This window comes from Pseudomonas sp. TSO6, assembly GCF_056098905.1.
In genome coordinates this window covers 19,838-32,831 of sequence record NZ_JBLZWV010000064.1, presented here as the reverse complement: position 1 = coordinate 32,831, position 12,994 = coordinate 19,838, and the positions used below count along the sequence as shown (strand labels likewise).

Sequence of the window (12,994 nt, the reverse complement as noted above, 5' to 3'; positions counted from 1 at the left end):
CCTCGCTCCCGGGAGGACCGCGCTGCAGGCCCCATCCTGGGGCCCAGCGCTTGACGGGCATCCATGCCCGTCACCTCCCTTCGCAAGGCCTGCGTTCGGCCTCCTGAAGTCGCGAAGATCAAAAGCAGATCAAACGCCAGATCAAAAGCGGGAGTGAAAGCTGAAATCAACGCTCATGCTGGCCCGCGAGCGGCGATAGCCGCGGCGCTATCAGCGCAATAGCGAACGGTGGTTGTTCTAAAACCTGCGAAAGAGGACAATTATCGGCTTCCCGTCACAACCAGCGACCTTGCATGGCCTTTCTTGCACTTGGTATCAACCATAAGACTGCCTCGGTAGACGTACGCGAGCGCGTGGCGTTTACCCCAGAGCAGCTGGTAGACGCCCTGCAGCAGCTCTGCCGACTGACTTCCAGCCGCGAGGCGGCGATCCTGTCGACCTGCAACCGCAGCGAGCTCTATATAGAGCAGGACCACCTGTCCGCCGACGCCGTGCTGCAATGGCTGGCCGACTACCACCGCCTCAGCCTGGACGAGCTGCGCGCCAGTGCTTACGTGCATGAAGAGCACGATGCCGTGAAGCACATGATGCGCGTGGCTTCGGGCCTGGACTCGCTGGTGCTCGGCGAGCCGCAGATCCTCGGCCAGATGAAGTCCGCCTACGCCGTGGCGCGCGAGGCCGGCACCGTCGGCCCGCTGCTCGGGCGCCTGTTCCAGGCCACCTTCAGCGCTGCCAAGCAGGTGCGTACCGACACCGCCATCGGTGAAAACCCGGTATCGGTGGCGTTTGCCGCGGTCAGCCTGGCCAAGCAGATCTTCAGCGACCTGGGCCGTAGCCAGGCCTTGCTGATCGGTGCCGGCGAAACCATCACCCTGGTCGCCCGCCACCTGCATGAGCAAGGCGTGCGGCGTATCGTCGTGGCCAACCGCACCCTGGAGCGGGCCAGTACCCTGGCCGAGCAGTTCGGCGCGCATGCCGTATTGCTGGCCGACATCCCCCAGGAACTGGCCAACAGCGACATCGTCATCAGCTCCACCGCCAGCCAACTGCCAATCCTGGGCAAGGGCGCGGTCGAGAGTGCGTTGAAACAGCGCCGGCACAAGCCGATCTTCATGGTCGACATTGCCGTACCGCGCGACATCGAACCTGAAGTCGGCGAGCTGGACGACGTCTACCTGTACACTGTCGATGACTTGCACGACGTGGTGGCGGAAAACCTCAAGAGCCGCCAGGGCGCCGCCCAGGCTGCCGAAGAGCTGGTATCGGTGGGCGCCGAAGATTTCATGGTGCGCTTGCGCGAACTGGCGGCGGTGGATGTGCTCAAGGCCTACCGCCAGCAGAGCGAGCGCCTGCGCGACGACGAACTGCAAAAGGCCCTGCGCCTGCTGGCCAACGGCGGCAACCCCGAGGACGTGATGGCACAGCTGGCCCGGGGGCTGACCAACAAACTTCTGCATGCGCCCAGCGTGCAGTTGAAAAAGCTCTCGGCCGAGGGCCGCCTTGATGCTCTGGCCATGGCCCAGGAACTCTTTGCCCTCAACGAGGGCTCCACGGACAAATCCCCGCAATGAAAGCGTCGCTGCTGAACAAACTGGATATCCTCCAGGACCGCTTCGAAGAGCTCACCGCACTGCTCGGTGATGCCGAGGTCATTTCCGACCAGACGCGCTTTCGCGCGTATTCCCGTGAATACGCCGAGGTCGAGCCGGTCTACGCTGCTTATAAAGAGTGGTGCAAAGTCCAGGGCGACCTTGAAGGTGCCCAGGCGCTGCTCAAGGACAGCGACCCGGACCTGCGCGAAATGGCCGTGGAAGAAGTGCGTGAAGCCAAGGAACAGCTGCTGACGCTGGAGGCGAAGCTGCAACGCATGCTGCTGCCCAAAGACCCCAACGACGGCCGCAACGTGTTCCTCGAAATCCGCGCTGGCACTGGTGGCGACGAGGCGGCGATCTTCTCCGGCGACCTGTTCCGCATGTATTCGCGCTACGCCGAAAAACGCGGCTGGCGCCTGGAGATCCTGTCCGAGAACGAAGGCGAGCACGGCGGCTACAAGGAAATCATCGCCCGTGTCGAGGGTGAGAACGTCTACGGCAAGCTCAAGTTCGAGTCGGGCGCGCACCGCGTCCAGCGCGTGCCCGAAACCGAATCCCAGGGCCGCGTGCACACTTCCGCGTGCACGGTGGCGGTGTTGCCCGAGCCGGACGAACAAGCAGCCATCGAAATCAACCCGGCCGACCTGCGCGTGGACACCTACCGCGCATCTGGCGCCGGTGGCCAGCACGTGAACAAGACCGACTCGGCAATCCGTATCACCCACTTGCCCACCGGTATCGTGGTCGAGTGCCAGGAAGAGCGTTCGCAGCACAAGAACCGCGCCCGTGCCATGTCCTGGCTGTCGGCCAAGCTCAACGACATGCAGACCAGCGCAGCACAGAATGCCATTGCCAGCGAGCGCAAGCTGCTGGTGGGCTCCGGTGACCGTTCCGAGCGCATCCGCACGTACAATTATCCACAGGGCCGGGTGACCGATCACCGTATCAACCTGACCTTGTACTCGCTGGACGACATCCTCAGTGGTGGCGTGGACGCAGTGATCGAACCGCTACTGGCCGAATACCAGGCCGATCAACTGGCTGCCCTGGGGGACTGATGACCATCATCGCCAGCTTGCTGCGCAACGCGCAGCTGCCCGAATCGCCCACCGAGCGGCTGGATGCCGAATTGCTGTTGGCTGCTGCCATCGGCAAATCGCGCAGCTACCTGCACACCTGGCCCGAGCGAATTGTCAGCAGCGAAGATGCCCAGACATACGCCGATTACCTGCAGCGCCGCCGCGGCGGCGAGCCGGTCGCCTACATCCTCGGGCAGCAGGGCTTCTGGAAGATCGACCTGGAAGTGGCGCCGCATACCCTGATCCCGCGGCCGGATACCGAACTGTTGGTCGAGACGGCCCTCGAACTGCAACCTGCCTCGCCAGCCAAGGTCCTCGACCTGGGCACCGGCACCGGTGCAATTGCCCTGGCCCTGGCCAGCGATCGCCCGGCCTGGCAGGTAACTGCGGTTGACCGGGTGGAGGAGGCCGCTGCCCTGGCCGAGCGCAACCGCCAGCGCCTGGGCCTGGGCAACGCCCAGGTGCGGGTAAGCCACTGGTTCGACAGCCTGGCCGGCGAGCGTTTCGACCTGATTGTCAGCAACCCGCCCTACATCGCCGCCGCCGACCCGCACCTGGTGGCCGGTGACGTGCGCTTCGAGCCCAGCAGTGCGCTGGTGGCCGGCGCCGATGGCCTGGACGACCTGCGCGTGATCGCGGCCCAGGCCCCAGCGCACCTGTTGCCCGGTGGCTGGTTACTGCTGGAGCATGGTTACGACCAGGCAGCGGCGGTACGCGCCTTGCTGGCTGAGCAAGGTTTTATCGAGGTTGCCAGCCGCACGGACCTGGGCGGCCATGAACGCATTACCCTGGGGCGCCTGCCATGCTGAGTGATGAGGAACTGTTGCGTTACAGCCGGCAGGTATTGCTGGCCCAGATCGACATCGACGGCCAGTTGCGGCTCAAGCAGAGCAAGGCCCTGATCGTAGGGCTCGGCGGCCTGGGCTCTCCGGTTGCGCTGTACCTGGCTGCCGCCGGGGTCGGTGAGCTGCACCTGGCCGACTTCGACACCGTCGACCTGACCAACCTGCAACGCCAGGTGATTCACGACAGTGCCAGCGTCGGCATGAGCAAGGTCGATTCGGCCTTGCAACGCTTGCAGGCAATCAACCCGGAGATCGGCCTGGTCGCCCATCGCCAGGCCCTGGATGAAGACTCGCTCGCTGCTGCTGTGGCGGCGGTCGACCTGGTGCTGGATTGCTCCGACAATTTCGCTACCCGTGAAGCGGTCAACGCTGCCTGTGTGGCTGCTTGCAAACCGCTGGTAAGCGGCGCGGCGATCCGCCTGGAAGGGCAGCTGTCGGTGTTCGACCCTCGGCGCGACTACAGCCCCTGCTACCACTGTTTGTATGGGCATGGCAGTGAAGACGAGCTGACCTGCAGCGAAGCGGGCGTTATCGGGCCGCTGGTGGGCCTGGTGGGCAGCCTGCAGGCGCTGGAGGCGATGAAGCTGCTGGCCGGGTTCGGCGAGCCCCTGGTTGGCCGCCTGCTGCTGATCGATGCCCTCGGCACCCGCATTCGCGAGTTGCGGGTCAAGCGTGACCCGGCCTGTACTGTTTGCGGCAAGCGCGATGGCTGAGCGCTCGGCGCCGGTCGGCGTGATGGACTCGGGGGTCGGCGGTTTGTCGGTGCTCGCCGAGATCCAGCGCCTGCTGCCCAACGAGACGCTGCTGTACGTGGCTGACTGCGGCCATGTGCCTTATGGCGAGAAGTCGCCAGACTACATCCGTGAACGCTGCCGGCGTATTGCCGCGTTCTTCCATGCACAGGGCGCCAAGGCCATGGTCCTGGCGTGCAACACCGCCACGGTGGCGGCGGTCGCTGACTTGCGGGAGCTGTACCCAACCTGGCCGCTGGTGGGCATGGAACCCGCCGTGAAACCCGCGGCGGCGGCTACCCGCTCGGGCGTGGTCGGTGTGCTGGCCACTACCGGTACCCTGCAGAGCGCCAAATTCGCCGCTTTGCTCGACCGCTTTGCCAACGACGTGCAGGTCATCACCCAGCCTTGCCCGGGGCTGGTCGAACTGATTGAAACCGGCGATCTGACCAGCCTTGCGCTGCGCCAGATGCTGTTTGGCTATGTGCAGCCGCTGCTGGCCGCCGACTGCGATACGCTGATCCTCGGCTGCACCCATTACCCCTTCCTGCGCCCGTTACTGGCCGACCTGGTGCCAGGGGACGTGGCTATCATCGACACCGGCGCCGCTGTGGCGCGCCAACTGCAGCGCCTGCTGGGGGCCAATGATCTATTGGCCGAAGGCCCGGCCGGCGATGCCCGCTTCTGGACCAGCGCTGATCCAGAAAATCTCAGAAAAATCCTACCTGTGCTGTGGCGTAAGTCTGACGATGTGCAAAGCTTTGCGTTGTGAAAAAAACGTGAAAGACAGCTGAACTATCGTTCCACTTCCGCTTTCTACCGCTTGCCTGCTTGAGGCGGACACTAATAACAGCATCAGGAAGAAGGATGTTTCTTATGAGGAAACTGCTTGGCTTGGCGGCGGCTGCTGCCTTTACCTTGGGGCAAGCGATGTCGGCACAGGCTGCCGACGTTTCGTTTTCGGTGGGGCAGACCGGTGACTCGACCATGGTCTATCGGCTAGGGCTGCAATCGAACTGGGATGCGAGCTGGTGGCAGACCAGCGTCGGTCGGCTGACTGGCTACTGGGATGGGGCCTACACCTATTGGGATGGTGACGAGACGGCGAGCAACCACAGCCTGTCGTTTGCGCCAGTCTTCGTCTATGAATTTGCCGGGGAGTCAGTGAAGCCCTACATCGAGGCAGGGATTGGTGTAGCGGCGTTTTCCAGCACCGAGCTGGAAAGCAACGAGCTAGGCTCGGCGTTCCAGTTCGAGGACCGCATCGGCTTTGGTTTGCGCTTTGCCGGCGGGCATGAGATTGGGGTGCGTGCGATCCACTACTCCAACGCGGGTATCAAACAGCCCAACGATGGGGTGGAGAGCTATAGCCTGCATTACCGCATGGCGCTCTGAGTTCACCTGCGCCGGCGTCTTCGCGGCGGTTCGACGCTTCGATGAACCCGCTCCTACAGGGATACCGCAGCATTCAAGGTCTGGGTATTCCTGTGGGAGCGGGCGCGCCCGCGAAGAAGCTAACCCTGTTTTCAGGTATTAGCGCGTCAACGGCCACAGGCTACTGACGTCCAGGGTTTCCAGGATCAGTTCCGGTTCCCCCTGCGGCCACCGACGCAACAACTCTTGTGCAACACTCTGTGGCGTCCACTGCTCCGGTATCGCCTGCACGGAGGTCACCGGCACCTTCAGCGACTGTGGCGCCACTACAGTCAGCCCGATGCCCAGCGCCTTCAGAGGCTTGCGTTGCTCACGCATCCATTGCGGTAGGTTGTTCCAGCCCGCAATGACTTGCGTCGGTCCATACAGCTGCAACGCTGAATATCGGTTGAACAACGCCATCACCTGCGGCGAATCGCCCTTCGCCAGCAAAGGCAGCGCTTTGCTCAGGCACAGCTCACCTGCCAGCTGGTTGGTACTGCCTATCGCCTCGAACAGTTCGCTGTCTGCTACATCGTCCGGCAGGTAATCACTGGTACCGGCATTGATGATCAAGCCATCCAGCGAGCACCAGGCATGGCATATCTGCTGGCAGGCATCGGCTGCGTCGGGTTCGGCATGCAGCTGCCATGGCAGGCGCAAAAAACGCTGACCATGTTGTGCTGCCAACATATCAAGTTCATCGCTTTCCTTTGCACTGGCGGCAACGCGATGGCCCTGTTCGAGCAAGCGTCCCACCAAAGCCAGACCTAGTCCATTGCTGGCGCCCGTAACCCAAAAACTTCGTGAGTCAGTCAAGACGTTGTCCTCTAATCCTGCCGACGTGGAAGGGCCTTGAAGGCTTCCAGTGCACGCTGGCGACTGCTGCTGAGATCGACCATAGGACTTTGATACAAATTATTAGCAAATAGATCCGTGGATTTCATCGGTTCATGGATAGTTTTCTCGCTTATGTCACGTAGCTCCGGCAGCCAGTGCCGAATGAAATGCCCTTGAGGGTCGAAACGTTGAGACTGTGAAATCGGGTTGAAGATGCGGAAATAGGGCACTGCGTCGGTGCCGGTGGACGCGCTCCACTGCCAGCCGCCATTGTTGGCAGCCAGGTCACCGTCTATCAGGTGGCGCATGAAGTGCCGCTCGCCTTTGCGCCAGTCAATCAACAGGTTCTTGCTGAGGAACATGGCCACGACCATGCGCAGCCGGTTATGCATCCATCCGGTGTGCAGCAACTGGCGCATGGCGGCGTCGATAATCGGGAAACCCGTGCGGCCCTGTTCCCAGGCTTCGAGGTCGGCCGGTGCATCGCGCCAGGGCAGGGCTTCGGTCTGGGCGCGGAAGGCGCGGTGGCGCGAGACCTGTGGATAACCGCTGAGGATGTGCTTGTAGAATTCGCGCCAGAGCAGTTCGTTGATCCAGGTCTGCACGCCCGTACTGCCACTGTCGAACTCGCCCCGGTTGCTGGCGAGTGCGCCGTGCAGGCACTGGCGCGGCGAGATCACGCCGGCGGCCAGGTAAGTCGAAAGCTGGCTGGTACCGGGCTTGGCAGGCAGGTCACGCTGTAGCTGGTAGTCGTCGATGGCTTCGTCAAGAAAGCGGGACAGCCGCCCCTGCGCCTCGGCTTCACCCGCCGGCCAATGGTCACGCAAGGCGCGCGCGGGTGTTTCAAAACCGTCCACGTGTTGCGGTATTGGGTCGGCAGGGATGTGCAGCGGTGCCTGGCGCTTAACCCGATGAGCCAGGGCAGGCAGGCTGCGGTGCAGGTGCTCCAGGCAGGTTTTCTTGAACTGGCTGAAAACCTGGAAGTAGTCGCCACTGCGGGTCAGGATGGTGCCCGGGCGGAAGAACAGCTGGTCGAGGTGGCTGTGGGCCTGAATGCCCGACTTTTCCAGCAGGGCCCGGGTGGCATCGTCGCGGCGCTGCTCGTTGATGCCGTACTCTTCGTTCCAGTGGGCGCTTGCCACCTGATGTTGGCGGCATACCTCAAGCACGGCTTGTGGTGCCTGGTCCCATGTGTCGATCTTGCGGATCAGCAGCGGGATATTCAGGCCTTCCAGCGACTGGCGCAGGTCGCGCAGGTTGCGCAGCCAGAAATCGACTTTACAGGCGGCGTCATCATGGGCTTGCCATTGCCCGGGGCTGACCAGCCACAGGACGATGGTCGGCCCACGCTCGGTGGCGGCGCTGAGTGCGGTGTTGTCATCGATGCGCAGGTCGCTGCGCAGCCAGGTCAGGTGCATGGGGCATTCATCTCTACAGGCTGGCGGTCATGGGCTTGAAGCAAGCGCAATGCCACCTGCGGGGTGTCGAACAGGGCGAGGTTGGGCAGCTCGAGGGCACGCAGCTGCGCTTCATGCAGCAACAGCGTCGGGCCCCCGGCCAGGATTGGCATGGGCAGGTTGTGCAGGGTGCGTTGCAGTGCCCTGCCATCTATGCGGGGCCCCAGGTGCAGGAGCACAGCGCGGGGGTTGAGTGTGCTGACCGCGCGTTGCAGGTGCGGGCCAGCAACGGGGTTTTCCAGTACCTCGACCGGGAACCCGTTACTGGTGAACAGCCAGGCGCATAGCCATAAACCGGCGCTGAAGGCACGTTCACTGTCTTCCACCAGCAACACCGCAGGGCCCTGCAATAACTGGTTGTCATGGTAGACGCGGGCACCAAGCTTGCTGCGAAGCCAGCTGTGGAAAAACGCCTGTTCCAGCTGCCCATTGAAGTAACTGCGCCACCGCAGGTCGAGGCGGTCGAGCAGCGGCAGCAGCAGTTGTTCGCACAGGGTAACGGCCGGGTACAGGGCCATGGCCTGGTTAAGCTGTTGGTCAAGGGCGCGCTGTGACAGGCTGGCAATGGCCTCGATCAGCTGGAACTGCCGGGCCTGCCAGTCACCCTTGGGCGGCGTGCTGGACGGCTTGTCGAGCAGCTCGCGCACTTGGCCGACCGATGCCCCACGCTGCAACCAGCCAAGGATTGCCTCGACCCGCTCGACCTGTTCCAGCGGGTACAGGCGATGCCCCTTGGCGGTGCGCTGGGGCTTGAGCAGGCCATACCGGCGTTCCCAGGCGCGCAGGGTGACCGGGTTGACGCCGGTGCGGCGGGCCAGTTCGCCGATGGGCAGCAAGTCCTCAGACCGCATTGCGCAAGCCCAGGCTCTCGGGGTGCGGCTGCAGGTAGGCTTGCTGCTGCAGATAGGCGTCGGGGTGCTTGCGCAAATGGTGCTTGAGCAGGGTCAGCGGCACCACAAGTGGCACCACGCCTTGCTGGTACTGGCTGATGAGTGTCTGCAACTCGGCCTTGTCCTGTTGCGTCAGGCTGTCCTTGAAATAGCCGCTGAGGTGCTGAAGCACATTGCAGTGGGTGCCGCGGCTGGCACAGCGGCGCAGGGCCTGCATCAGCTCGCTGAAGTAGCGTGGGCCGATGCTGTGTGGGTCGTCATCCTTGCTCATGCTGCCGAGCAGGCGGCCCAAGGTTCTGTAGGCCTGCGGGTTGTTGGCCATCACCAGGTATTTGTAACGCGAATGAAAGCGGACCAGGCTGCCACGGCTAAGGCCCTCGGCAAGCAGGCGCTGCCAGTCGGCGTAGGCATACACGCGGCTGATGAAGTTCTCGCGCAGCACGGGGTCATGCAGGCGGCCTTCTTCTTCTACTGGCAGGTCCGGGCGTTGTACGCAGAAGGCCTGGGCGTAAACGCCGCGGCCACCGTGGAAGGCCGGATGGCCGTTGTCCTGATACACCTTGACCCGCTCCAGGCCACAGGAGGGCGACTTCTGCATGAAGATATAGCCGCAGATATCGTCGAGCTCGGCGGCCATCTGCTTGCCATAGCTGCGCAGAGGGTCGGTCAAGTCCATGCCAGGGTTGCGGGTGCCGACCACTTCCGGTCGTTCGGGGTTGCCGACCAGGCGGATCGGGTCGCGCGGTACGCCCAGGCCGATGGCGACTTCCGGGCACACCGGCAGCCAGTCAAAATGAGCATCCAGTTGCGTACGGCACAGGTCCGAGGCCTTATGGCCGCCGTTGTAACGCACGCTGTGCCCGGTCAGGCAGGCGCTGATGGCAATACGCGGCTTGCTGTGGGCTGAAGGGTCGTGCATGGCTGCCTCCGGTAAACTTGTACGAGTCTAGAATCTTGTACAAGTTTATTCCAGCACAGCCGCGAAGTTATGCAAACAGGAATTTGTGGATGGCCGTACATCATTCCATGTGTTCGAGCAGCCGTCGCGCCGCTTCCTGGCCGCTGAGCCAGGCGCCTTCTACCCGCCCGGACAGGCACCAGTCGCCGCAGGCGTACAAGCCTTGATCAGCATCGGCCAGTGCGCCCCACTCATGATTGCTGCTGGGGCGCGCATAGAGCCAGCGGTGGGCCAGGGCGAAGGTGGGCGCTGGCACCACGCAGCCGACCAGCTCGGCGAACTCGCCCCACAGCTGTTCGATCACTTGCTCCTTGGTCAGGTCGATGTGCTGCCGGCTCCAGTCAGAGGTGGCGTGCAGCACCCAGGTATCGAGCTGCTCGTCGCGGCCGGGCTTGCTGCGGTTGCGGGCCACCCAGTCGAGCGGTTTGTCCTGCACGAAGCAGCCTTGCATCGGGGTGTCCAACGGTGTCTGGAAGGCGAGCGCGACAGCCCAGACAGGCTCCATCTGCACGCCCGCAGCCACGGCGGCCAGTTTCGGGGTGGAGGCCAGAAGTGGCGTGGCCTGCGGTGCCGGTACAGCAATCACCACGCGGCTGTAAGGGCCATGGCTGCAACCTTCGGTATCTTGCAGGTGCCAGTACTGCTTGCCGCGGAACACCTCGGCGATGCGGCAGCCGAAGTTCACCGTCACGTCCTTGAGCAGCCCGCGGGTGATGGCGCTCATGCGTGGCACACCCACCCATCGCGTCTGTTCGTCGGGGGAGGGGGTGAGCTCGCCATCACGGTAGTTGTACAACTGCGGCTTCCACTGCTCGGCCCAGCCGGCGGCAACCCACTGTTGCACCTGCTCGACGAAGCGCCGGTCACGGGCAGTGAAGTACTGGGCGCCGAGGTCCAGCGCGCCGGCCTCGCTGCGCTTGCTGGCCATGCGCCCGCCACTGCCGTGGCCTTTGTCGAACAGATGCACGGACTGCCCGGCCTTTTGCAACGCCTGGGCGACTGACAAGCCGGCGATACCGGCCCCGATGATGGCAATAGGTACTGTCATGATGGCCTCTTCAAACCTTGCTATGAGCAGACTACGCTGTCAGGCAAACCTGTACAATCCAGAAATTCTGTATAAGGTTATTCCGCTTTCACGGGCAGGTTGGCCTATGTTTATCCGAGAGCGTCGGGTCAAAAAAGTGCCTTGATGTTAAAAATAGACCACCGCCGCATTCTGCGAGGACACAGCCATGCATATATTGCTGACAGGTGGCACCGGTTTGATTGGCAAGCATCTGTGCCAGTACTGGCTTGGCCAGGGGCATCGGCTCACGGTATGGAGCCGGCGACCCGAGCAGGTGCCGAAAATATGTGGCAGTGGCGTGCGTGGCATCGCCCGCCTGGAGCAACTGGAGGCGGACGATCACCTTGATGCGGTGGTCAACCTGGCCGGTGCGCCGATTGCCGATCGGCCTTGGACGGCCGCTCGGCGCAACCTGCTGTGGGCCAGCCGGGTCACCCTGACCGAGCAATTGCTGACCTGGCTGGGCACCCGTGAGCAACGCCCGCAGGTGCTGATTTCCGGCTCTGCAGTGGGCTGGTACGGTGACGGTGGTGAACGCGAACTGACCGAGGCCTCGCCACCGGTGCGCGAAGATTTCGCCAGCCAGTTGTGCATTGCCTGGGAAGAGACGGCCCAGCGCTCCCAGGCACAGGGCATCCGCGTGGTGCTGGTGCGCACCGGGCTGGTGCTGGCCAGCGATGGCGGCTTTTTGTCGCGCCTGCGCGTGCCCTTCAAACTGGGGCTGGGCGGGCCATTGGGCGATGGGCGGCAGTGGATGCCGTGGGTCCATATAGACGACCAGGTCGCCCTGATTGATTTTCTCTTGCAGCACAACGATGCCAGCGGTCCTTATAATGCCTGCGCCCCGGAGCCGGTGCGTAACCGCGAGTTCGCCAAGCGCCTGGGGCGGGCCCTGCATCGGCCGGCGCTGCTGCCGGTGCCGGCACTGTTGCTCAAGGCTGGCCTGGGCGAGATGTCGACCTTGCTGCTGGGCGGCCAGCGGGCACGCCCGGTACGCTTGCTGGCGGCTGGCTTCACCTTCCGCTTCAACGATCTGCAATCGGCCCTGGACAACTTGTCCAGCCGCCTCTGACATAGGACGCTGCATGACCGATCACGCCCTGCTGCTGGTCAACCTGGGTTCCCCGGCCTCCACCTCGGTGGCCGATGTGCGCCGCTACCTCAACCAGTTCCTCATGGACCCGTACGTGGTCGACCTGCCCTGGCCGGTGCGGCGCCTGCTGGTGTCGTTGATCCTGATCAAGCGCCCGGAACAGTCGGCGCATGCCTATGGCTCGATCTGGTGGGAGGAGGGCTCGCCGCTGGTGGTGCTGACCCGTCGCCTGCAGTCAGCAATGGTCGAGCACTGGCCCCATGGCCCGGTGGAAATTGCCATGCGCTATGGCCAGCCAGCTTTGCCCGAAGTGCTGGAACGCCTGGCAGGCCGAGGCGTGCGCAAGGTGACCTTGGCGCCGCTTTATCCACAGTTCGCCGACAGTACCGTGACCACTGTGGTCGAGTTGGCAAAACAGGTGATCAGCGAGCGCCAGCTGCCCCTGCAGATGCGCGTGCTGCAGCCGTTTTACGAGCACCCTGAATACATCGAAGCGCTGGCTGCCAGCGCCCGGCCTTACCTGGAAAAGGATTACGACCACCTGTTGCTGAGCTTCCATGGGTTGCCGGAGCGGCACTTGAAGAAGCTGTTTCCGAAGGGCAACAAGCACGACCTGCGCACCGCCGATTGCTGCCACGGTGCGTCCGCCGAGGTGCGTGCGGTGTGTTACCGCGGGCAATGCCTGGCTACGGCCAAAGCCTTTGCGCAGAGAATGGGCATACCGGATGGCAAATGGTCTGTATCGTTCCAGTCTCGGCTGGGGCGGGACAAGTGGATAGAGCCCTACACCGAGACGCGGCTGGATGAGCTGGCCAAGGCCGGCGTGAAGAAGCTGCTGGTGATGTGCCCGGCGTTCGTGGCCGATTGCATCGAGACGCTGGAAGAGATCGGCATGCGCGGTAGCGAACAGTTTGTCGAGGCCGGCGGGCGGGAGCTGGTGCTGGTGCCGTGCCTGAATGATCACCCGGAGTGGGTGAGGGTGTTGGCGGATATGTGCGAAAAGGCCTGACATTGCGGCTGCCTATAC

The 12,994-nt window shown here is 63.4% G+C and carries 13 protein-coding genes; 8 read left to right on the top strand and 5 right to left on the bottom strand.

Annotated features, from left to right (window positions below):
• Positions 1-293: 293 nt before the first annotated feature.
• From hemA to ACN6NG_RS25350, 6 genes are all read left to right on the top strand, one after another.
• Positions 294-1,571 carry a glutamyl-tRNA reductase gene (gene hemA / locus ACN6NG_RS25375; protein ID WP_258655190.1) on the top strand — a complete coding sequence of 426 codons (1,278 nt, stop codon included), beginning with the start codon at positions 294-296 and terminating at the stop codon, positions 1,569-1,571.
• Positions 1,568-2,650, top strand: a complete 1,083-nt coding sequence (gene prfA / locus ACN6NG_RS25370; RefSeq protein ID WP_016501505.1) for a peptide chain release factor 1 — start codon at positions 1,568-1,570, stop codon at positions 2,648-2,650. Before hemA ends, prfA begins: the two co-directional genes overlap by 4 nt.
• Positions 2,650-3,480 (top strand): peptide chain release factor N(5)-glutamine methyltransferase, encoded by an 831-nt coding sequence (gene prmC / locus ACN6NG_RS25365; protein ID WP_063423723.1) that lies wholly within the window; start codon positions 2,650-2,652, stop codon positions 3,478-3,480. Before prfA ends, prmC begins: the two co-directional genes overlap by 1 nt.
• Positions 3,474-4,229 carry a molybdopterin-synthase adenylyltransferase MoeB gene (locus tag ACN6NG_RS25360; protein ID WP_049277203.1) on the top strand — a complete coding sequence of 252 codons (756 nt, stop codon included), beginning with the start codon at positions 3,474-3,476 and terminating at the stop codon, positions 4,227-4,229. Before prmC ends, ACN6NG_RS25360 begins: the two co-directional genes overlap by 7 nt.
• Entirely contained in the window at positions 4,222-5,019 is a 798-nt protein-coding gene (gene murI / locus ACN6NG_RS25355) for a glutamate racemase (protein WP_063423724.1), read from the top strand. The genes ACN6NG_RS25360 and murI overlap by 8 nt, the downstream gene beginning before the upstream one ends.
• A gap of 104 nt (positions 5,020-5,123) precedes the next feature.
• Positions 5,124-5,642: an acyloxyacyl hydrolase gene (locus ACN6NG_RS25350; protein WP_063423725.1), complete on the top strand. Its 519-nt coding sequence runs from the start codon at positions 5,124-5,126 to the stop codon at positions 5,640-5,642.
• Between the two features lie 138 nt (positions 5,643-5,780).
• Here the strand turns inward: ACN6NG_RS25350 and ACN6NG_RS25345 are convergent, their stop codons facing one another.
• The 5 genes from ACN6NG_RS25345 to ACN6NG_RS25325 form a co-directional block, all read right to left on the bottom strand.
• Entirely contained in the window at positions 5,781-6,479 is a 699-nt protein-coding gene (locus tag ACN6NG_RS25345; RefSeq protein ID WP_063423726.1) for an SDR family oxidoreductase, read from the bottom strand.
• An 11-nt stretch (positions 6,480-6,490) separates the two neighbouring features.
• Positions 6,491-7,918, bottom strand: a complete 1,428-nt coding sequence (phrB, locus tag ACN6NG_RS25340) for a deoxyribodipyrimidine photo-lyase (protein ID WP_063423727.1) — start codon at positions 7,916-7,918, stop codon at positions 6,491-6,493.
• On the bottom strand, positions 7,909-8,808 hold the full coding sequence (locus tag ACN6NG_RS25335) for a MerR family transcriptional regulator (RefSeq protein ID WP_063423728.1): 900 nt from the start codon (positions 8,806-8,808) through the stop codon (positions 7,909-7,911). The genes phrB and ACN6NG_RS25335 overlap by 10 nt, the downstream gene beginning before the upstream one ends.
• Entirely contained in the window at positions 8,798-9,766 is a 969-nt protein-coding gene (locus ACN6NG_RS25330; protein WP_063423729.1) for a YbgA family protein, read from the bottom strand. The genes ACN6NG_RS25335 and ACN6NG_RS25330 overlap by 11 nt, the downstream gene beginning before the upstream one ends.
• A gap of 100 nt (positions 9,767-9,866) precedes the next feature.
• Positions 9,867-10,853, bottom strand: coding sequence for an NAD(P)/FAD-dependent oxidoreductase (locus ACN6NG_RS25325; RefSeq protein ID WP_063423730.1), 987 nt, complete (start codon positions 10,851-10,853; stop codon positions 9,867-9,869).
• Between the two features lie 187 nt (positions 10,854-11,040).
• On the opposite strand from ACN6NG_RS25325, the gene ACN6NG_RS25320 reads away from it, so the two are divergent.
• Together ACN6NG_RS25320 and hemH are read left to right on the top strand one after the other, a co-directional pair.
• Complete coding sequence (locus ACN6NG_RS25320) at positions 11,041-11,946, top strand: TIGR01777 family oxidoreductase (RefSeq protein ID WP_063423731.1); 906 nt, start codon at positions 11,041-11,043, stop codon at positions 11,944-11,946.
• A 13-nt stretch (positions 11,947-11,959) separates the two neighbouring features.
• Positions 11,960-12,976: a ferrochelatase gene (hemH, locus tag ACN6NG_RS25315; RefSeq protein ID WP_063423732.1), complete on the top strand. Its 1,017-nt coding sequence runs from the start codon at positions 11,960-11,962 to the stop codon at positions 12,974-12,976.
• The last annotated feature ends 18 nt before the right edge of the window (positions 12,977-12,994 follow it).

Excerpts from the sequence above, each read along its gene's own strand:
- phrB (WP_063423727.1), bottom strand. The coding sequence starts at position 7,918 with ATGCACCTGACCTGGCTGCGCAGCGACCTGCGCATCGATGACAACACC.
- prfA (WP_016501505.1), top strand. The coding sequence starts at position 1,568 with ATGAAAGCGTCGCTGCTGAACAAACTGGATATCCTCCAGGACCGCTTC.
- ACN6NG_RS25320 (WP_063423731.1), top strand. The coding sequence starts at position 11,041 with ATGCATATATTGCTGACAGGTGGCACCGGTTTGATTGGCAAGCATCTG.
- hemA (WP_258655190.1), top strand. The coding sequence starts at position 294 with ATGGCCTTTCTTGCACTTGGTATCAACCATAAGACTGCCTCGGTAGAC.
- hemH (WP_063423732.1), top strand. The coding sequence starts at position 11,960 with ATGACCGATCACGCCCTGCTGCTGGTCAACCTGGGTTCCCCGGCCTCC.
- prmC (WP_063423723.1), top strand. The coding sequence starts at position 2,650 with ATGACCATCATCGCCAGCTTGCTGCGCAACGCGCAGCTGCCCGAATCG.
- ACN6NG_RS25330 (WP_063423729.1), bottom strand. The coding sequence starts at position 9,766 with ATGCACGACCCTTCAGCCCACAGCAAGCCGCGTATTGCCATCAGCGCC.
- ACN6NG_RS25335 (WP_063423728.1), bottom strand. The coding sequence starts at position 8,808 with ATGCGGTCTGAGGACTTGCTGCCCATCGGCGAACTGGCCCGCCGCACC.
- ACN6NG_RS25360 (WP_049277203.1), top strand. The coding sequence starts at position 3,474 with ATGCTGAGTGATGAGGAACTGTTGCGTTACAGCCGGCAGGTATTGCTG.
- murI (WP_063423724.1), top strand. The coding sequence starts at position 4,222 with ATGGCTGAGCGCTCGGCGCCGGTCGGCGTGATGGACTCGGGGGTCGGC.
- ACN6NG_RS25325 (WP_063423730.1), bottom strand. The coding sequence starts at position 10,853 with ATGACAGTACCTATTGCCATCATCGGGGCCGGTATCGCCGGCTTGTCA.
- ACN6NG_RS25350 (WP_063423725.1), top strand. The coding sequence starts at position 5,124 with ATGAGGAAACTGCTTGGCTTGGCGGCGGCTGCTGCCTTTACCTTGGGG.